Origin of the sequence: Pseudomonas sp. CC120222-01a (genome assembly GCF_003097235.1) — a bacterium.
Taxonomy (GTDB): Bacteria; Pseudomonadota; Gammaproteobacteria; order Pseudomonadales; family Pseudomonadaceae; genus Aquipseudomonas.
This window is the reverse complement of sequence record NZ_QEQQ01000020.1, coordinates 22,663-43,231: the sequence shown is the minus strand read 5'-3', so window position 1 is coordinate 43,231 and position 20,569 is coordinate 22,663. Positions and strand designations below refer to the sequence as shown.

Sequence of the window (20,569 nt, the reverse complement as noted above, 5' to 3'; positions counted from 1 at the left end):
GCGTTGACTGTATCACTTCCCCTGTGGGAGCGGCTTTAGCCGCGAAGAGGCCAGATCAGGCGCTACAAGGCCCGGGCCAGAAACTCGGCAGTACGGCTATCAGCACACCCGGCCACCACCTGTGGCGTACCACTGACCACCACCTGACCGCCCGCATCCCCGGCCCCAGGCCCGATATCGATCACCCAGTCACTTTGCGCCACCACACGCATGTCATGCTCGACCACCACCACACTGTGCCCGGCCTCGACCAAGCGATTGAGCTGCAGCAGCAAGCGGTCGATATCCTGCGGGTGCAGCCCGTTGGTAGGTTCATCCAGCACATACAAGGTCGCCCCGCGGGCCACGCGCTGCAGCTCGGTGGCCAGCTTGATCCGTTGCGCCTCGCCACCGGACAGCTCGGTTGCCGGCTGCCCCAGACGCAGGTAGCCCAGGCCGATGTCCTGCAGCACCTGCAGGCAACGCCGCGCCGCGGGCTGCTCGGCGAACACCTGCAGTGCCTGCTCGACCGTCAGCTGCAGCACCTGGGCGATGTTCATGCCCTGCCAGCTCACTGCCAGGGTCTCGGGGTTGTAGCGTGCACCGTGGCAGGTCGGGCAGGGCGCATAGACGCTGGGCATGAACAGCAGTTCGACGCTGACGAAGCCTTCGCCTTCACAGTTGTCGCAACGGCCCTTGGCGACGTTGAACGAGAAACGCCCCGCATCGAAACCGCAGGCCTTGGCCTGCTCGGTGCCGGCGAACAGCTTGCGCACATGGTCGAACAACCCGGTGTAGGTGGCGAGGTTCGAGCGCGGCGTGCGGCCGATCGGCTTCTGGTCCACTTGCACCAGCCGCTTGATGCTATCGAGCCCGGCAGTGACACGCCCAGCGCTGAATTGCTCGGGCTCATCTTCAAGGCTTTGCTCGTCAGGTTCGGCCTTCTGTCCGGCCTGACCGAGATGGGCACCGACCAGTTCCAGCAAGGCCTGGCTGACCAGGCTCGACTTGCCCGAGCCGGAAATGCCTGTGACCGAGGTGAAGCAACCCAGCGGGAAGCGGGCGTTGAGGTTGTCGAGATTGTTGCGGGTGATGCCTTCCAGTGCCAGCCAGTCGTGCGGCTGGCGTGGCGCACGTGAGGTGCGCTGCTGTTCGGCGAACAGGTAGGCGGCAGTGCGCGAGGCCTCGACCTGTGCCAGGCCGGTTGGCGGGCCGCTGTAGAGCACTTGCCCGCCATGCTCGCCAGCCGCAGGGCCGACATCCACCAGCCAGTCGGCGCGGCGCATGGTGTCCAGGTCGTGCTCCACCACATACACCGAGTTGCCCGCCTGCTTGAGCCGCTGCAAGGCATCGAACAGCGCTTCGCTGTCGGCCGGATGCAGGCCGGCGGAGGGTTCGTCGAGCACGTAGATCACACCGAACAGCTGTGAATTGAGCTGGGTGGCCAGGCGCAGGCGTTGCAGTTCGCCGAACGACAGCGTCGGCGTGCTGCGCTCTAGCGCCAGGTAGCCCAGGCCCAGGTCGATCAGGGTGTCGATGCGCTCCAGCAGTTCATTGGCGATGCGTTGTGCGGCCAGGCGTTTTTCCAGGGTCAGGCTGTCGTCGTGCTGCTCCAGGTAGCCCGGCGCTGCGACCTGGCGGAATACCTCAGCCAGGGCCTGCAACGGCAGCCGCGACAGCTCGCCGATGTCGCGGCCGGCGAAGGTCACGTCCAGCGCCGCACGCTTGAGCCGTTTGCCCTGGCACAGCGGGCACGGGCTTGGGCGCATGTACTGCGACACGCGCTTGCGCATCTGCGCGCTCTGCGAGTGCATGAAGGTATGCAGCACATAGCGCCGGGCGCCGCTGAAAGTGCCCTGGTAGCTCGGTTCGAGCTTGCGCTTGAGCGCGGCGCGGGTCTGAGACGGTGTCAGGCCGGCGTACACCGGCACTGTGGGCGTTTCTTCGGTGTAGAGAATCCAGTCGCGCTGCTCCTGCGGCAGGTCGCGCCAGGGGATGTCGACGTCATAGCCCAGGGTCACCAGGATGTCGCGCAGGTTCTGCCCCTGCCAGGCCATGGGCCAGGCCGCCACGGCACGTTCGCGGATGGTCAGCGACGGGTCGGGGACCATGGTCGCCTCGCTCACTTCATAGACCCGCCCCAGCCCATGGCACTCCGGGCAGGCGCCTTGCGGGGTGTTGGGCGAGAAGTCCTCGGCGTACAGCATCGGTTGCCCGGCCGGGTAGCTGCCGGCGCGGGAGTAGAGCATGCGGATCGAACTGGACAGCGTGGTGACGCTGCCTACCGACGAGCGTGCGCTGGGCGTGCCGCGTTGCTGTTGCAAGGCCACGGCCGGGGGCAGGCCTTCGATGGCGTCGACGTCCGGCACGCCGACCTGGTCGATCAGGCGCCGGGCATAGGGCGCGACCGATTCGAAGTAGCGGCGCTGGGCTTCGGCGTAGAGGGTGGAGAAGGCCAGCGAAGACTTGCCCGAGCCGGACACCCCGGTGAACACCACCAGCGCGTCGCGGGGGATATCGACGTCGATGTTCTTGAGGTTGTGCTCGCGGGCGCCACGGACGCGGATGAAGCCGGTGGGAGTGTGCGGCATGGGGCGGTCCTTGGCAGTGAAGAGCGCTCAAGGTAGCAGTATTTTTGCTGGCTGTGCCGGCCTATTCGCGGGCTCGCCCGCTCCCACAGGATCACCTAAAGCCTGAGCATTGTGCGGTACCTGTGGGAGCGGGCGCGCCCGCGAATAGGCCCGTAAGCCTTGCACAGGATCAGGACCTGGGTTCGCGGGTGCCCAGCACGTCGCGGATGTTGTCCACCACATTGCTGTCCTTGATCACGTCGCTCAGCCAGCCTTCCAGCGGCATGTTGCCCCACTTGATGGCGCGTTCGATCAGGTAGGGCACCGGGCTTTGCGGCTCGCTCTGCTTGAAGAACTGGGCGATGCCGGCGAGCATGGTGAAGGCCTCGTCGCGGGTCAGTGGCGTGGTGCGCATGGGCGCAGGCGCGGTGGCCTGGACGGGCGTATTCATCGGTTCACCTGCTTCGCTGGAGGGGGCAACGGTGGCGACAGGTTCTGCCACTGGCACGACGACCGGGTGCAGTTCGACGCCGCGGTCCTTGAGCAGTTTTTCGGCCAGCTGGCTGGCCCGCGACAGCATGTCGGCGAGGCTGGCGAAGCTTGGGGCTTCGTGGCCGAACAAACGGTCGGCACTGGCTTGCAGGCGGTTGCAGGCCTGTAGGCTGGCGGCAATCTGCATGGCCTTGGTGCGCAGGTGCTCGGTGTCACTGAGGGCCACCGAACGCTGGAAGATCTCGGCGTTGATCTTGCCTTCGTTGAGCGCGGTCTGCATCGCCTTGGGGTTCTGCAAGGCGAGGTTTTCTACATGGCGTGATTCGTCATAGCGCTGCACGCCGAAATTCTGCCCTTGGGTGATGGGCAAGCCACCGGCAATGTCGGTGAGTGTGGTCTTGAGCCAGGAAAGGCGCGCGGCGCGCTCGTCCAGGCCGTCTTCAAGCGAGGGGTAGGCGCTGTCCCAGAACTGGTCGAGGATGCGTTCGGTCAGCTGCAGGCCGAAACTGATGCCTTCGAAATGCTCGCGCTGTGCCAGGCCTTCGCTGAGCCAGGCGACCAGCATCAGGTCCTTGCTCTGTTGTGCCAGCCCCTGGGCCGATAGGTCGATGACCTGTTCCCAGTCGGCGGTTTTCAGGTCGGTCTGCCAGTCGCCCTGGGTCAGGTAGTCAGGGTCTGCCCGGCGCGCCTCCTTGATCTGGTCGAACAAGGCAGAGAAGCTCAAGTCTTCGCCACTGCCACCGTCGATCGGTGCGGCCAGCTCGGCCAGCGAAAGGTCGTTGAGGATTTCAGGCATATAACACTCTGATCAGGGGAGGGAAGCGGCGTGCCGGGCCAGCCGGCACGCTGCGGAACATGGGCCGCCTGCGCGGCCCATGGGCAAGCCAGTGCTTAGGCGAACACTTTGTTCGCGGTGCGGTCCCAGCCACCGACGATGTTGCCGCCAGCCTGGCCGTCGGTACGGTTCTGCTGGGTGTAGGTAGTCTTGATGCGAGCGAAGTTGAAGCTGATCTCTTCGATCGGCAGGTCGCTCACGGCCTTGTCTTCACCGCCCTGGTTGCCACCGGCGACGAACTTGACCGACGACACCACGACTTCTTCCATGTCGATGGTCAGGTAGGTGACCTTGTCACCACCGGCACGGTTGACGTTCAGTTTCAGCTTGGAGATGTGCTTGCCGGTGCAGCAGTGTTCGAACAGCTTGGCCGAAGCCTTGTCGACTGCCTTGCGGATCTTGAAGTCGCTCAGGGCAACACGCTCGGAGGACGCACCGCCCGAGGAGCTGGCGGTAGCCGAGGTGGCCTGGGTGGCGCCGTACTCGTAGCCCAGCACTTCGATCCAGTCCTTGTGCTTGTCGTCCAGTACTTCGCCTGGGATGCCGTCGATTTGGATATACGCGTCAAAAGCCATTGTGAAACTCTCCATTAACATCATTTGAAGGGTTGCTCATGCACCCCTTGGTTTTGACCTCGCCGAACACGTCGGCAGAGGTAGCTTGCCGCCCTCCGGGCCTCCTCCTGTGAGGCCCGGGTGGCCGGTTCTTGCGGCGCGGCCTCAGTTGAGCCCGCGCACTTCGATTTCCACCCGTCGGTTGGGCTCCAGGCACTTGATCAGCTGCGCCCGCGGTTGCTGCATGTCGCAGTTGACCAACGGCTTGCGGCTGCCTTCGCCCTGGGCGACCACCAGTTCGGCGGGCACACCCTTGCCGACCAGGTAGGTACGAATGGTCTGCGCCCGTTGTTTCGACACCTGCAGGTTGCCCTGGCTGTCGCCAAGCTGGTCGGCGTGGCCAGAGATGACGATCTTGCCGATGTTCGGCGTGTTCAGCAGTTTGCTGGCGATTGCGCTCAGCTGGTTCTGGCCTTCGTTCTTCAGGCTCTGGAAGTCGGCGCGGCCGAAGGCGAACAGCGTGTCGGATTCCAGCGTGATGGTCTCGATCGAGCGCAGCGACTGGGCCCGCAGGCTGTCGATGTAGTTGCGCGAGCTGGACATCAGGAAGGCGTTGTCGAGGATGCGTGGCACGTCCGGTTCACGGATCTGGTCGCTGTAGAAGGTGATCTGGCGGCTGGCGTACAGGTAGTCCTGGTTGCCGCCTTCGCTACCGGCCGCCGCCATGCTCTTGCCGGTCTGGCGGGCGATGGCCGGGTACCAGTAGTCCGGTAGGCGCGCCTTGAGGAAGGCCGGGTCGGCCTTTTCGCGCTGGGCCGGCGAAAGCATCACGTAGGTGTCCAGGGTCGCCTTGCCGAAGTCGGCGATCGACTGGGCGCGGTTGTCATGGGGCAAGGCTTCGGCCTGCACGCTGTCGACGCCACTGACTGGCTGCAGCTCACGGGCGTTGCGCTGGTAGACCTTGAGCGTGGTCAGCAGGTACAGGGTGCGGGTCAGGTTGTCAGCCGTGGGCTTGAGCATCACGTTCTGCAGGGTGGCGAAGTAGCGATTGCGCACGATCGGCTCCACCTCATGGCCCTGGTACAGGCCCAGGCGCATGCCCAGCGGCACGCCCTGTTCGTGGTGCTGCTGATAGTAGTGCGCAGTCCAGAAGCGCAGGCGATCGAGGCTGCGCCAGGCGGTGTACTGGCCGCTGGCGGCCTTGTCTTCGGCCTTGGCCTGGGCCAGCTCGTCGGCAATGCTGGCCAGGGTGGCGCGGTTGTTCAGGTACGACCAGCCCCACAGGCTGCACAGCACCAGGCCAGCCAGGCCGGCAGCGGCTACCCAGGCGCCCTTGCGCCGGCGCTCGCGATGGTTGCTGGTGTACAGCGCCACCAAGTGCTGGTCGGGGATGATCACCTTGCGGAACAGGCTGTTGATGAACAGTGGCGCCGGGTGGCTGCCAGCACCAGCGGCGTCTGCGTCCTGTTCCAGGGCGAAGCGCTCGGCCACATGCTGGCCGTGGCTGCCCCATTGGGCCTCGTCAGCCTCCAGCGCGGCGGTGAAGTAGAAACCACGGAGCATTTCCGCATTCTGGTAAGGGTTGGCACGCAGCAGGCTGTCGACAAACTGCTGCAGGCGCGGCTTGAGCGCCGCCAGCTCCAGCGGGAAGCGGTAGGCGGCGTCGTTCTGCCGGGTCACCTGGATATCCTGTTGCACCAGCTGCTGGCTCGCCACGTGCTGCCAGTAACCGGTCAGCTCGTCCATCGCCTTGCCGAAGCGCTGGCCCCAGTCGGCCTGCTCGTAGCCCTTGTGCGAGAAGGTCTTGCCCATCACCTCGCCGCGTGCGGCATCGTCCAGCTGGCGGTAGAACGGGGTGAAGCCGGGGATCAGGTCGCACTTGGTGAACACCAGGTAGATCGGCAGGCGCACTTCCAGCAGCGCGCAGCTTTCCTGGATGCGTTCACGCAGGCGCTTGGCCACGCGCTCCTGGTCTTCGGCCGAACCGTGCAGGATGTCGGCGATGCTGACGCTGACGATCAGGCCATTGAGCGGGCGGCGTTGGCGATGTTGACGCAGCAGCTGCAGGAAGCCGCGCCACTTGCCGGCTTCTTCGGGGCTGTTCATGTAGCGCCCGGCAGTGTCCAGCAGTACCGCCTCGGAGCTGAAGAACCAGTCGCAGTTACGCGTGCCGCCCAGGCCCGACACCCGCGCGCCCTCGCGTTCGGCGTAGGGGAAGTTCAGGCCCGACTGGAGGATCATGGTGCTCTTGCCTGCGGCCGGCTGGCCGATCACCAGGTACCAGGGCAGGGCGTACAGCGCATCCTTGGCGGTGCTGCCACGCGGCTTGTTGCTGTGCAGGCGTTCGATGCTCTGCAGCAGGCGCTCGCGCAGCAGGCTGATTTCCTCACGGTCGGCCGGGGTGGCGTTGAGTACGGCCTGGTCGGCGTCGTCACGCAGCAGGCCTTCGAGGTTGTGGTGCTGGCCGGCACCCCGGTACAGCAGCAGTACATAGCCTGCCGACAGCAGCAGAAACACGCCGATACCTGCCAGCAGGCTGTGCAGCGAAGCGAAGCCCAGGGCGCGGCCGATGGCCCAGACCAGGAAGATCGCCAGGAAGAACGCGACCCCCAGCAGGTAGGGTTGGTAACGCAGACAGTAGTACTTGATCTTGTTCATACAGGCGTCGCATCCAGCGCATCGACGAACTGGTCGATGACGTGTTCAAGAGGTCGGTCGTAGTCGTGTTTGCGCGGCGCCGCTGCCACCTGGCCGAGCAGCGCCAGGTGCTGATGCGTGTCGGCGCAGCCACTGAGCAGGCGATAGGCGCTGCTGGCGTGGCGCGACGGGAAGCAGTACAGCCGCGGGTGCATGAAGTCGTCGGCCAGCAGGCTCACCGCCGGCACGCTCGGCTGCCTGCTCATGCGTGTCAGCCAGGTCAGCCAAAGGTCGGCCGTGGGGTTTTTCAGGCCACGCTCGGCCGGCAGCGGCAGTTCGATACCGCCTTCGAAGTCGCCGTGCAGCACCGGCCGGCAGGCCTGTAGCTGCGCCAGCGCGGTAGTGCTGTCGAAGCTTGGCCATGAACCATGCAGGGCGCGGGCGACATCGGCAAAGCTGAAGTCGTGGAGGAACTTGGCGTGCACCCGGCGGAACAGGTCGAGGTCCTGGCCCTGCAGCGGGCGCAGTGCCTTGATCTGCTCGAACAGGCTGGCACGCTCGGCACCTTGCACCGCCTGGTGCAGCAACGGCTTGATCTGCGCGCTGAACAGCTCACCCAGGGTGAACGGGTTGACCAGCGCTTGGCCTTCCTCGCCCTTGAGCAGCTGGAAGATGAAGAAAGGGTAGCGCCGCTGGCTGGCGTCACGCGAGCTGAGCAGGCCACCGAGCAGCCAGTTGCCATTGCGCGCCCGGTAGTTGAAGAAGCACATCGGCAATGCGTCGAACAACGCCTGCCAGTCGTCGCGGTGGCGCATGGCCGCCAGCGAGGACTGCAGCCAGGCGTCGAATTCGCAGACTTCTTCCGCCGCGCCATGCAGGCTGACGAAGTCCGCGCTCGACGGCAGCTTGCCGAAGCAACCGATCATTGCGCGCCCCTGCCGTTGAGGGCACTGAGCGCCTTGACGTCGCCCAGGTCGGTCAGCTTGACCCCACCGAAGTTGCGCACCACCAGGCTCACGCGGCCGTTGGCGGTGTTCCAGCTGAAGCGCTGCTGGATACCGTCGAGGTCTTCGACCCGGGCGCTTTCGTTCATGCGCAGCAGGCCCCAGCGCCCCGGGAAGTCGAACACGGTGACCCGTGCGCCGCTCAGGGTGACCACGTCCAGGCGAGCGCCCGGGGCGTTGCTGGTGCCTGGCCAGGCAAAGCGGTTCCAGCTGCTGCGGCCGTTGCGGTAGTGCTGCTCCTGGCCATCGAGGGTGAACACGATGTCGGTGAAGTTGGCCGAAGGCTCCAGCATGATCTCGAAGCCGTTGTCGCGGTCCGACAGGCTGGCGATCACCTGGCCTACGGAGCTGGCCTTGTCGATGCTGTTGAGCATGCCCGGGTTGACCAGCGCCGGCCCTTTACCGTCGCCAGCACCCAGGCCTTCTCCGCCGGCCAGGTTGCCGATTTCGTTGCGCTTGAAGGCCGGCAGCAGGCCGCTGTCGGGGTCGACGAAGCGCTGCAGGTCTTTTACCGAAGCTTCGTTGCGGCTGCCGCCAGCAATCGGGTAGCGGTGCGCCATGACCTGTTCCCACGGCTTGGCGATCTGCTGTGCCCAGGCTTTGGCGATCTGCTGGCCGGCCGGGTCGCGCAGGGTCGCCCAGGCGTACTGGATCGGCAGGCTGAACAGCCCCTGCAGCGAGCGCGACAGGGCGTCCTGGCTGGTGTCGACGCTGCTTTCCACGTAGTTGCGCACGGTGGTGACTTCGCTCGGCTGGCCTTCCAGGGTTTCGCTGATCAGCTGCTTGCTGCTCTTGCCCACATCTTGCGAGCGCTGGATGTTGTTCATACGCACCTTGAGCTTGCGCAGCGCGGCCAGGTAGCGGTCCATGATGGTGCTGTCGGCACCTTCGGCGTTGTTCTCGGCGAACACCCGCGCCACCGGTTCGAAGCGCTTGGCCAGGCTGCCATCGTCGACCGCCGGCAGGGCCGGGGCAACGCTCGCGGGCAGGTCGTCTTTGTTGTCGAGCAGGCCGCTGACCTTGCTCCAGAAGCCGTCCTCGCGGGCGGCGCCCGGGGTCGGGATGGTGTGCTTGAGCGGCAGGTCCCACTGGGTGTTGTCGTTGACCGCCGCCAGCAGGTTTTTCACTGGCGAGTTCTGCACGTCGCTGAGCAGGCCCAGTTGCTCGGTGGCCGAGGCCAGGTCGGCGAAGTGGCGCACGCCGACGCTGCTGACCATCTTGTACCAGGCCTGGGTGTAGTCGCGTTTGTAGCGGGTCATGAACTCGCGGACGAAGTTGGCCTTCTGCACGATGGCATCGCCGCCTTCGCCGTCCAGTACCCAGTCCGACTCGTTGCGCAGGTTGCCGGACACCAGCTTGATCAGCTCGGGCTTGACGAAGGTGTCCCAGCCCTGGCGGGTGTAGATCGCCGGAACGCCAGCGGAGCCGTACAGCAAGGCGCGGCCCGGTTGCGGCACCAGGTCGTTGAGGCTCAACGCCGGGAACTGGCGGCTCGATTCGAGCTGCAGGCGCAGGTATTCGCGATCGACCAGGGAGCTGGAGATCATGAACGACTTGAGGTTTTCCCGGGTTTCGTTGATCAGTTGCTCGTTGCGTGGCAATGACGGTGCCTGGCCCTGTTCCAGCAGCTGCACGTAGAGCGGGGCGTTCTCGTCGATCACGCCGGCATCGGCCAAGGTACCTTCACCTGCGGCGCTGGCCCACGCCTGGGGCAGGCTGGCGGCGACGAAGGCAGCGTCCGGATGGGCCTGGGGTTCGGTCAGCAGCAGGTAGAGCTTGAGGGTGTTGTAGGCATCGATGATCGACGCCACCTGTTGCTCGTCGAGGCGCCCGAGCATTTCCTCGGACAACGACAGGCCGCCGGTGGTGGCCGAAAGGTCGGCGGCATCGCTGGCGGTGGCCAGGTTGACTTTGGCGGCATAGCCACCCAGGCGGGTATTGCTCAACGCAGCCTGGGCCTTGGCGGCAACAGCCGGTGCCAATGGCTTGCCATTGCGCTTCTTCTGCGGCGCCGGGGTAAATTCCAGCTCCTGATTGATACCGCTGGCGAAGGCGTTGAACGCGCGCATCTGCACTTGCAGGCTGCGGGCGATCGGCTCCAGCGCCTGGCTACGCAGTTGCGCCAGGTAGGCGGTGCGGGTCACCTGGTGGATTGCCTCGCCGTGGTACAGGCCGGCACTCAGTTGCAGGGGGACGCCCTGCAGGCGATGGGCCTCGACGGCAGCCATCTGTTCGCGCAGCACTTCCAGGCCCTTGCCCGCGGCCAGCAGCTGCTCGCGGTCTTCTGCCTGCTCGATCTGCGCCAGTTGCCCGCGCAGGCTTTCCAGCCACTGGCGGTTGTTGGCGAACGACAGCGCTTGCCAGCCGATGAACAGCACGCCGGTGGCAGCTGCCAGGCCCAGCAGCAGCGGGCTGAAGCCGGCCTGGCGGCCCATGCGCGACTGGAACAGGGTCAGGTCACGGTCAGGGAAGATCACCCGGCGGAAGGTGTCGGTGATGAAGTAGCTGCGGTTGCCCGCGGCCTTGCCGGCGTTTGCAGCGCCGTCATCGTCTGCTGCCTTCAGGGCGAACTCGTCGGCGATGGCGTCTTCATAGACCTGCCCGAGCTGCTGGTCGGTCTGCAGCGCGCTGGTGAAGTACAGGCCGCGCAGCAGCAGCGGGGCGCCGCCGCGGTGGCCACGGGTGAAGTGTTCGAGGAACTGCTCGAGCACACCGCTGAGGGCGGCGAAGTACTGCGGGAAGTTCACCAGGGTGCTGTCGGCCTCCGAGCCGAGGGCGATCATCTGTGCATCGACGTGCTGGCGCACATGGCCCTGGAGGTTCTTGAGGCGCGTTTGCAGCACGGCATGCAGGCCATTGCTGCGGATTTCCGAAAGGCCGAAGGTCATGCCCAGTGGCTGCTGGCGCTCGTGCAGGTCAAGGCCGTCGAAGGCCTGGTTGAAGCCCGGCAGCTGGTCGGTCTTGCTCAGCATCAGGTAGATCGGCGGGTTGGCGTCCAGGCAATCCGCGTACTCTTCCACCCGCGCCACCAACTGGGCGGCCAGGGCATTGCGATCGTCACTGTTGGCGGCCAGCAACTCCGGCAGGCTGACCACCAGCACCAGGCCGTTGATCGCCGCCTTGCCGCGCTGCTTGCGCAGCATGCGCAGAAAGGCCGAAAACTCGCTGGCCGACTGGTCGTCGCGCAGGTAACGGCCGGCGGTGTCGATCATCACCGCTTCAGGGCTGAAGTACCAGTCGCAGTGCTGAGTGCCGCTTTCGCTGTCGTTGGCCGTGGCGATGCTGGCCGAAAGGCCCGAATGGGTCAGCAGCGAGGTCTTGCCGGCAGCCGACATGCCCAGCACCAGGTACCACGGCAGATCGGACAGCGCCGCCTTGCCGCCACCGCCGGCCGAGCGGTCGGTGCGCAGCATGGCGATGGCGTGCTTGAGGCGCTCGCGCAGTACTTGCTGGTCACGGAATTCGCCGGTGGCATTCCACGAGCGGTCGACCTCGATCTGCAGCATGTTCTCGAGGTTGTGTTCGGCGCGGATGCGCTGGTACTGGCGCAGCACGATCACCAGCAGGAAGCAGGCGCTGATGATCGCCAGCGCTTCGGGCAGGTGATGACGCAGCCACGGCAGCAACGGTGCGGCCAGCCAGCAGATCAACAGGCTCGCCAGCCACAGCAGTGGCAGGAGAATCCAGAAACTTTTCAACAGACGCAGTAATGTTTTCATGTCTTCCTGACTCGGCTACCTGAGGTGTGCTCAGGCACTGAACAGCTGGCGGATTTGTTCGGAAAGGGCGAGGACGTCCTTGTCCAGCAACCAGTCGAGCGTCAGGTACACGGCGACGCAGACCAGCGCGATCAGCGCCAGGTACACCCACAACGGCACCTCGTGGCGCAGCATCTGCGACACCTGGTCGGGCAGCGCCCAGTCCGGCGACAGGGCCTTTGGTGCCTTGCGGTAGCGGGCGATGTCCTGGCCGAGGGTGTTGGCCAGGTAACGCAGCTGGTCTTTCGGACCGATGCTGAACTTGCCTTCGAAGCCCAGGGCCAGGCACAGGTGGTAGACCTCGAGCACGTCGATGTTCTGCTTGACGTCGGCACGCAGCGCATCGACTTTCTCGAAGAACCCTTCACCGGCCAAGTGCACGCCAAAATAGCGGAACTGCAACGGCTGCAGCTCGAAGTGCCGGCGCAGCGCGTTGTCACCGGAGCGCAGCACGCTTTCGTCGAGGAACGCGCACAGCGCGTACTGGGTGTCCTTGACCTGCTCGACGCTGTAGTTGGCGGCGCGGGCATCGCGTTCGAGGTTGGCGAAGAAGCGCTCGACGCTGCCTTCGAAGGCCTGCACCGAGGTGACCTGGCGGCCACGGCGCACGATCAGCGCCATGCTGATGAAGTCCTGGACCAGGTCCTTGAGCGTCGGTTTGTCGCTGGCGGCCGCGACGGCGCCCTGTTGCAATACGGCTTCGGTCATTTGAGCACCGCCATCAGTTCAAGCTTGAGGTTGGTAAAGGCGCTGGGCGCGTAGAAGCACACGGTCTGGGCGTTCATCATTCGCTCATACACAGGGCCGTGCGGCTCGATGGCGAAGTACTGGTTGTCCAGGCGCACCGGGATCGCGTTGGGCAGCCGCGCGGCGTGGTTGAGGGTGACGCCGGGCATGGCGCTGTTGACCACCACTTCGATGTCTTCCGGCGAGCCGACCTTGAATGCTCGCGGCACCAGTTCCAGCAGGCTGGCGCCGGGCATGTCGGCCTGCACCGAGACGTAGAAGTCGGCCTCGACCAGGCGCGGGTCGCGCAGCTGGCCCTGCCAGTACGACGGCTTGGTCTGGGTGAGGTTGATGACGATGCACTGGTTGGGCACCACGTTGTCGAGCATCACCCGGATCATTTCGTCGAGCTTGACCAGCGATGCCGCCGGGTCGCGGTGGTCGTACTCCGGGACGTCGCTGAGCTGGCTGTCGAGGGTGAAGGTCAGCAGGCCGCCGGCCAGGTCGGCGAGGAACAGGTACAGCCGCTCCGGGTGCAGGCGCGGGTGGGCCAGCAGGTGGGCCAGCTGCGGGTGAGCGCGGTTGACCGTGTTCAGCAGCCAGAACAGGGTGACGTCGCTGGAGCCGAACTCGGCGATCTGGTCGGCACGCTCGCGGCGCCGGCCGGACAGCGCCTTGCTCTTGGCCTGCAGGGCGCCGAGCAAGCGCTTGCCGATGCCGGCCAAGGTCTCGTGGTTGCCCAGGTGCAGGGTCGGGTGGACAAAATGCGGGTCGAGGTTGAAGCCGCCCATGCTGTTGCGCGTCAGCTTGGCCAGCGGGCAGTGGCTGTAGCCATCGAGGCTGTCACCGTCGACCAGCAGCACCACGTTCAGGCGCAGGCTGGTGATTTCGTTTTCCAGGTCGCCTTCGTTGAGGTCGGGCAGGGTGTCGAATTGTTTGCGGAAGCGCCGGGCGGCCTTGTGCTCGTGGCCGTCCTCGACGTAGTTGAGGCCGAATGGCTCGGGCAGCTTGAGCGCGGCATAGACCTTCAGCTCGTTGGCCTTGAGCAGGTCCTTGAGGTCGCGTGCGGCCGGCAGCGGGTCGTGCTGCGGTGCGTCATACAGGCTGCCGTCGGGGAACACCAGCTTCAGGCGCTTGAGCTGCAGCGAACCGTTGGCCAAGGCATCCTCGTCCACCTGCAGCGCCTGCACACCCCAATGGAACGGGGTGCCGCGCAGGGTCGCTTCGGCCAGCTGGTGCTGGTGGAACTCATCCTGGTACTGGAAGTGCTGGGGCAGCAGGAACATGCCTTCCGACCACATCACCCGGCTCTGCTTGCTCATTTGACGCTATCCACTAAAGAGTTGAGGGTTTTATCTGCGGCGTTCTGGGCCGACTGGCCGGCCACATCGGTGGCTTTGTCGAGCACGGCGTCCTGCACCTTGTCGGTGAGGGTCGGTTCGGCTTGCCTGGCCTTCTCTGCGGCCGCCAACTGGTCGGCGGTCGGCGGCTTGTTCAGCACGTCGACCCCACGCATGGCACTGATTTCGGTCTTGTCCACCAGCACCCGCAGGCCGTCGGAAGAGAACCAGATAGCGTCCTTGCGCAGCGAGTCGGCGTCGAAGGCGACTTTCCAGCGCGCGTCCTGTTCGTCACGGAAGAACGCCGCCACACCCACGTAGCGTGCGCTCTTGGCCAGAGGCCATTGGTCGATCTGGCCAATGCCCGGCAGCAGGGTGATCTCGCGGGCTTCCACCAGGGTGTTGCCGAGGGCCTTTTCCGGGGTATCCCAGAGGGTCTCGGCATCGGTCGCGGCGAAGCGTTCGAGGTCGGTCAGCTGGTACACGCGCATCACCACCGACAGCGGTTTGCCTTCTGCATCGGGGTTGAGCTGGTTGCCGCCATCGGAGGTCAGGATGACCTTCTCGCTGTCGGCCAGCATGTCGGCTGCCCAGCTGTCGTCCATGCGCTTGCCGATGCGGTCGGTGACCCCGCAGCCGGCCAGCGCCAGCAGCAGGGCGGCGGTGGTCAGGCGCTTGAGGGCGGTGTGCTTGTGTTGCATGACGGCTAAACCTCCTTGTACGGCTCAGGCCAGGCGATAGGCGAAATCGCCATCGCTGCCCAGCTCGATCGTCAGACGCTCAATCGGCGCGTCCTGGGCCATGCGCTCGAGCACGCGCTGGGCGAGTTCGGGCATCAAGGTCTGGGACAGGATGTTGTCGATGTTGCGCGCACCGCTGTCGACTTCGGTGCAGCGCGCGGCGATGGCCTTGACCAGTGCTTCGTCATAGCTCAGCTCAGCCTGGTGGTTGCGGGCGAAGCGCTTGGCGATGCGTTCCAGCTTGAGGGCGACGATGCGCTCGAGGATCTGGTCCTGCACCGGGTAGAACGGCACGATGCTCAGGCGGCCCAGGAAGGCCGGCTTGAACACCTGGTTGAGCTCGTCGCGCAGGCCGTCGACGATGGCGTCCGGCGTCGGCAGTTCGGCGGCGTTCAGGCAGGTCTGCATGATGCGTTCGGTGCCGGTGTTGGAGGTGAGGATGATCACCGTGTTGCGGAAGTTGATCTCGCGGCCTTCGCCGTCGTCCAGCACGCCCTTGTCGAACACCTGGAAGAACAGTTCGAGCACGTCGGGGTGGGCCTTTTCCACCTCGTCGAGCAACACCACGCTGTACGGTTTACGGCGCACGGCTTCGGTCAGCACGCCGCCTTCGCCATAGCCGACATAGCCGGGTGGCGAGCCCTTGAGGCTCGACACGGTGTGCGCCTCCTGGTACTCGGACATGTTGATGGTGATCAGGTTGCGCTCGCCGCCGTACAGGGTGTCGGCCAGGGCCAGTGCGGTTTCGGTCTTGCCGACGCCGCTGGGGCCGAGCAGCAGGAACACGCCGATCGGCTTGTTCGGGTCTTCCATGCGCGCACGGGAAATCTTGATGCGCTTGCCAATCTCGTGCAGGGCGTGGTCCTGGCCCAGCACGCGCTCGCCGAGCAGGGACGGCAAGCGCTGCACGGTGTCGATCTCGTCACGTAGCATCTTGCCCAGCGGGATGCCGGTCCAGCCGCTGATGACCTGGGCGATGGCACCGCTGTCGACCAGCGCATGGACCAGTGGCTGGTCGCCTTGCACGCGGGCCAGTTCGGCGCGCAGGGCGTTGAGCTGCGTGGCATCGGCGTCGTTGGCGGCGTCCAGCGCCTTGAGCTGTTCGACCAGCGCCAGCTCCTGCTGCCACTGCTCGTTCAGTTGCTGTTCCTGTTGTTGCTCGGCCTGCAGCGCAGCCTGCAGCTCGCCGAGGCGGCGGGCGTGGTCGTGGCCCTTGCCGGCTTCGTGGCCAAGCACGGCGATTTCGGCCTGCAGGTTGTCGATCTGCCGGCGGCAGTCTTCCAGGGCACCGGGCTGCGACGATTGCGCCAGGGCGATGCGCGCGCAGGCGGTGTCGAGCACGCTGACGGCCTTGTCAGGCAGCTGGCGGCCAGTGATGTAGCGGTTCGACAGGCGCACCGCCTGCACCAGCGCTTCGTCCATCACCGCCACTTTGTGGTGCTCGCGCATCTTGCCGAGCAGGCCACGGAGCATGTGGATGGCCTTGTCTTCGTCAGGCTCTTCGACCTTGACCACCTGGAAGCGGCGGGCGAGGGCGGCGTCTTTCTCGAAGTACTTCTTGTACTCGGCCCAGGTGGTGGCGGCGATGGTGCGCAGCTCGCCACGGGCCAGGGCCGGCTTGAGCAGGTTGGCGGCGTCGTTCTGCCCGGCCTGGCCGCCGGAGCCGATCAGGGTGTGGGCTTCGTCGATGAACAGGATGATCGGGTGCAGGCTGCGCTTGACCTCTTCGATCACGGCCTTGAGGCGGTTCTCGAATTCGCCTTTTACCCCGGCACCGGCCTGCAGCAGACCCAGGTCGAGGGTGTGCAGGGCGACGTCCTTGAGCACTGCCGGCACATCGCCGTAGGCGATGCGCAGGGCCAGGCCTTCTACCACGGCGGTCTTGCCGACGCCGGCTTCGCCGGTGAGGATCGGGTTGTTCTGGCGGCGGCGGGTGAGGATGTCGACCATCTGCCGCACCTCGAACTCGCGGCCCAGCACCGGGTCGATGCGGCCTTCGCGGGCACTCTGGGTGAGGTTGACGGTGTACTGGTCCAGCGCTGGGGTCTTGCCGCCGGCCTTGGCGTTGCCAGCGACCGGTGCTGCCGGGCTGGCCAGGGCGCTGGCCTGCTTCGATTCGGCGCTGCCTTCGACCAGCGCGGCGAGGTTCAGGCGCAGGTCGTCGGCGTTGATCTTCTCCAGCTCCGCTGCCGACGCGACCACCACGCGGCGCAGTTCGGCGTCGTCGAGCAGGGCTTGCAGCAGGTGGCCGCTGCGCACCTGGCCGACGCCGTACTCGATCGAGGCCAGCAGCCAGGCCTGCTCGATCATGCGGGTGATGTGCGGCGACAACGCCGGGGTGCGGGTGTTGCCTTTCTTGAAGGTACCCAGGGCGGTGACCAGCTGCGCCTGCAGGCGCTCGGCGACCACATCGTAGTGGCGCAGGATCGGCGCCAGGTCGCTGTCGCCGTTGTCGAGCAGCTGCAACAGCAGGTGCTCCACCTCGACATCGTAGTGGTGCTCCGACAGGCACAGGGCCGCCGCGCTTTCAGTGGCCGTGCGGCTGGTTTCGTTGAGCTTGGCGAACAGAGACTTCAGGTTCACAAGGCGACCCCATCGTAAGGAATGTGGAAAACGGCGCAACGCGAAGGCTCCGCGTCACGGCCAGGGCGTTTCAGCCAGCCCAGCCAGCCCAGCGCGACATTGCCGCTGCGGCCCAGCTGGGCGCGTGGTACCGCCTCGCGCTTGAGGCGCGGGGCGATTTCGAAGTCCAGCTCGGCACCTATATAGAAGCGCACCAGCTCGACCAGCTTGCGGTAGCACGTGGTGCCCGGCTGGAAGCGCTGGTAATCGGCCAGGCTCAGCGGGCCCAGTTCGATGCGGATGCACGACTGGTAGTCCCACACCCGGTTGCCGGCGACGGCGCTGTGGCCCAGTTGCGCGTTCTTGCGCCCGAGCTGGGTGCATTGCCCGGGCTCCAGGTTCAGCCAGCGCCCGGCGAATTGCTTGACCTTGATCGGCAGCGAGAAATAGAAGCCGAGCATCACTTCAAGGTTGAGCGCGTTGCGCGGCTTCTGGCTGAGCAGCCCGGCAAAGTAGCTGAACAGCTCGCGGCGCAGCGCCGACGGATGCTCCTCGAACTTGAGCTTTTGCGCACGCTGGCCCAGGCCCACCAGGTTGAGCAGGTAGCCATCGAAGCCCGAGGTGCCATTGCGCTCGTGCTCGATATGGAATTTGTACTTTTGCCAGGCCTCGTAGAACAGCGTGGTCATGCGGTGCGAGAAGATGTCGAGAAACGCATGGGCGGCATCGTCGCGGTACTGCACGTGGCGTTCGAGCAGCAGCTCGGTGTACGGGCGCGGCAGCACCCCCGACGGCCCGACCAGGCCCATGAAGGTGACCTGCACCTCCGACAGCGGCAGGCCGGCCGTGGACACCTTGCCTTCGCGCTCGAAGTGCAGGTCGCTGACCTCGCTGGCCGGGAACGCCAGCGACAGCTGGGTGCGAAAACGCAGCGGGTCTTCGTGCGGCCGGGTCGCCAGGTCCATGCGCCCGGTACGGCTGTAGTGCAGGCGGAGCAGGCGCACCAATTGAAAGAATTCGAATCGGTGCGGCTCGGCTCGGGCCTGATCGATCAGACCAGGGGCTGATCGCCAGTGCGTGCTGGCCATTGGACGATTCTCTTTTCTCGTTGTTGGGAGCGCAGGCTCAGTCGGGTGAAGCTGTTCATCGAGCAGTACTGGCCGAAGAAGTGGTCCAGCACCATGCCGAACAGGAACACGCCGCTGCCGGTGAACTGGCTTTCGTCGAGGGTCAGGGTGATGCCCACGCCACGGACGAAATTCGGCCGCGGGTGGCCGATGCGAGCCACCACCGGCTCGCTGCTGATCGCCTTGATGCCGTTGATCTGTTTGCGAATGGCCGAGACGTTGCGGTAGTTGTACAGCGACAGCAGTTCGAGCAGCACTTCGCGGCCCTGGCTGACCAGTGACAGGTGGTTCAGCGACAGGTGCGCGATCAGCCGCCAGATCAGGCCCTTGCCCAGTGGCACGCGCACGGTGGCGGTGGGCTTGCGCAGGCAGCGGATGTCCTTGATCACCGAGTTGGCCGGGATGTTGAACTCGCCGCGGTCGCCACCGAACGGCAGCATCAGCGGTACGTCGCGGTTGCTGCAGGTCAGGCCGATGCTGAGGGTGTCGCTGCTGCCGTCGATCAGTTCCAGGTCGCGGTCGACCACGCGGATGCTCATGGCCGTGGCGTCGCCCTGGTTGCGCCGGCGGGCGATCCAGAAGCTGGTGCGCGGGTCTTGTTCGCCACGCGGCTCGAAGAACGGCTGGCAGGTGGCAACCTGGTCGATGCCACCGAGCTTGCGCACCCGGCGCACGCGGTCGATCGACACCACTTCGGCGGCATTGTGCAGCCGGGTGTCGGGGGTGACCGGGTATTCGTGCTGGGTGTGGGTCAGCTTGATCGGCTCGGCCTGCTGGCGGAACAGGTTGATGATCGGCGTGCAGTTGAGTTTGAAGTTGTTGCGCCCGATGTTCTGGGTCAGCCGCGCCAGGCGCTCGCTGAGGTCGTAGTCGGAGAAGTAGAAGTTGACCTCGACTTGCTCGATCGCCTTGCCTTGCAGGATGCGGGCAAAGCCACTGAGGTCGAAGAACATGAATTTGTCGGGGAAGGTGAAGTACTCGTGCAGCAGGCGGTAGCCCAGGAACGAGCGCTCGGAGTAGTCCACCAGGCCTTCGTCGCGGGCATAACCGACCGCCTTCAGGGCATCGGCCGGCAAGGCGACTTCGCGATTGCGGCCTTCTTCCTGGAAGCTCAAGGTGGCTTTGGCCAGGTTGTTGAACAGCAGCTCGTACAGCTGCAGCATCAGCGTCGCTTCACCGTCGAGGAAGAACCGCAGGCTATCGATTTCCATCTGGCCGAACAGCACATCGCCGGTGGCTTGCAGGCGGATGCGCAGGCGTGCGACCAGGTCGGCGCTGTGGCCGTTGAAGGCCGAACGTTCCATTTCCGCGAACGACGCCTGTTGCACGCTGATCGGCCATAGCTCCACTGGGTAGCAGGTGCGGAACTTGCACACCACACCTTCGACGGCATTGGCATGCATTTCGGTGTGGCGCGCCACGCGGTAGGCTTCGGTGACCTTCTCGTGCTTGCCCAGGCTCAGCTCGGCGATCGACATCGACGGGGTAGGGCGCAGGTAGTGCGGGTACAGCACCTCAAGGAAGGATTCGACGATTTCCGGAAACTCGTCATCGAGCTTCTTGTGCACCCGCGCAGACAGAAACGAGAACGCCTCGATCAGGCGCTCGGTATGCGGGTCTTCGCAGTTGTCGCCCTCGATCAGCAGCCGCGAAGCAATCTTCGGGTACTGCGCGGCAAACTCCTGGCCGAGGAAGCGCAGGTGCGACAGTTCCTTTTCGTAGTAGGGCAGCAGTTCGTCGAGCATCAGTTGAGGTTCTGCACTTTGTATTCCTGGGTGTTGACCTGCAGCACGGCGTCGAACGACACCTGGCGGCTGATGTCCTGCAGACGCAGCACAGCGTCCACGCGGAAGGTCAACATGCGGTGGCCGTTTTCCTGGGCCAGCAGTTGCACCCGCACCCGGCGAAAACGCCGGTCGCCGGTGCTGATCGCCCGCTCCAGCTGTTGCTGGATGAGCCGGCGATCATGGGGGTCGAGCACGCTGCGGCTGATGAAATCGGGCATGCCGTATTCAAGGATGGAACCACCGAGCTGGCTGAAACCGTCGAGCTCCTCGGCGACCAGGGACTGGCGGGTATTCACCAGCACCTCGAGGTCGCGGACGATGCTCGCCTTGTACTCGGCCAGCGAACAGGTGCGCTGCGCGGCCGCTTCGGCCGACTGGTAGGGACGGTCGTCCAGCAGTCGGTCGAGCAGCGAGGGCAGCAGGCGGGCCTGGTTACTCATGTGTCATCCCTGTACACA

General features: G+C 65.4%; 13 protein-coding genes. All 13 read right to left on the bottom strand.

What is annotated here, in order from left to right:
- Positions 1-62 precede the first annotated feature (62 nt).
- A complete protein-coding gene (gene uvrA / locus N430_RS22215; protein ID WP_110638577.1) occupies positions 63-2,570 on the bottom strand; it encodes an excinuclease ABC subunit UvrA in 2,508 nt (835 codons plus the stop codon).
- 169 nt (positions 2,571-2,739) lie between these two features.
- Positions 2,740-3,837: a type VI secretion system protein TssA gene (gene tssA / locus N430_RS22210; RefSeq protein ID WP_110638576.1), complete on the bottom strand. Its 1,098-nt coding sequence runs from the start codon at positions 3,835-3,837 to the stop codon at positions 2,740-2,742.
- A 95-nt stretch (positions 3,838-3,932) separates the two neighbouring features.
- On the bottom strand, positions 3,933-4,451 hold the full coding sequence (locus N430_RS22205) for a type VI secretion system tube protein Hcp (RefSeq protein ID WP_110638575.1): 519 nt from the start codon (positions 4,449-4,451) through the stop codon (positions 3,933-3,935).
- 144 nt (positions 4,452-4,595) lie between these two features.
- Positions 4,596-7,088 (bottom strand): type VI secretion system membrane subunit TssM, encoded by a 2,493-nt coding sequence (tssM, locus tag N430_RS22200; protein ID WP_110638574.1) that lies wholly within the window; start codon positions 7,086-7,088, stop codon positions 4,596-4,598.
- Positions 7,085-7,993: a type VI secretion system-associated protein TagF gene (gene tagF / locus N430_RS22195; RefSeq protein WP_110638573.1), complete on the bottom strand. Its 909-nt coding sequence runs from the start codon at positions 7,991-7,993 to the stop codon at positions 7,085-7,087. The genes tssM and tagF overlap by 4 nt, the downstream gene beginning before the upstream one ends.
- Entirely contained in the window at positions 7,990-11,790 is a 3,801-nt protein-coding gene (locus N430_RS22190; protein ID WP_110638572.1) for a type VI secretion protein IcmF/TssM N-terminal domain-containing protein, read from the bottom strand. Before N430_RS22190 ends, tagF begins: the two co-directional genes overlap by 4 nt.
- A 30-nt stretch (positions 11,791-11,820) precedes the next feature.
- Positions 11,821-12,537 (bottom strand): type IVB secretion system protein IcmH/DotU, encoded by a 717-nt coding sequence (gene icmH, locus N430_RS22185; protein WP_110638571.1) that lies wholly within the window; start codon positions 12,535-12,537, stop codon positions 11,821-11,823.
- Positions 12,534-13,877 carry a type VI secretion system baseplate subunit TssK gene (gene tssK, locus N430_RS22180; protein ID WP_110638570.1) on the bottom strand — a complete coding sequence of 448 codons (1,344 nt, stop codon included), beginning with the start codon at positions 13,875-13,877 and terminating at the stop codon, positions 12,534-12,536. The genes icmH and tssK overlap by 4 nt, the downstream gene beginning before the upstream one ends.
- Positions 13,874-14,596, bottom strand: coding sequence for a type VI secretion system lipoprotein TssJ (tssJ, locus tag N430_RS22175; protein WP_110638569.1), 723 nt, complete (start codon positions 14,594-14,596; stop codon positions 13,874-13,876). The genes tssK and tssJ overlap by 4 nt, the downstream gene beginning before the upstream one ends.
- 24 nt (positions 14,597-14,620) lie before the next feature.
- Entirely contained in the window at positions 14,621-17,218 is a 2,598-nt protein-coding gene (tssH, locus tag N430_RS22170; RefSeq protein WP_110638568.1) for a type VI secretion system ATPase TssH, read from the bottom strand.
- Positions 17,215-18,285 carry a type VI secretion system baseplate subunit TssG gene (tssG, locus tag N430_RS22165; RefSeq protein WP_110638567.1) on the bottom strand — a complete coding sequence of 357 codons (1,071 nt, stop codon included), beginning with the start codon at positions 18,283-18,285 and terminating at the stop codon, positions 17,215-17,217. Before tssG ends, tssH begins: the two co-directional genes overlap by 4 nt.
- Positions 18,249-20,069 (bottom strand): type VI secretion system baseplate subunit TssF, encoded by a 1,821-nt coding sequence (gene tssF / locus N430_RS22160; RefSeq protein ID WP_110638566.1) that lies wholly within the window; start codon positions 20,067-20,069, stop codon positions 18,249-18,251. Before tssF ends, tssG begins: the two co-directional genes overlap by 37 nt.
- The gene (tssE, locus tag N430_RS22155; protein WP_110638565.1) at positions 20,069-20,551 is read right to left on the bottom strand and encodes a type VI secretion system baseplate subunit TssE; all 483 of its coding nucleotides are present in this window, start codon (positions 20,549-20,551) and stop codon (positions 20,069-20,071) included. Before tssE ends, tssF begins: the two co-directional genes overlap by 1 nt.
- Positions 20,552-20,569 lie beyond the last annotated feature (18 nt).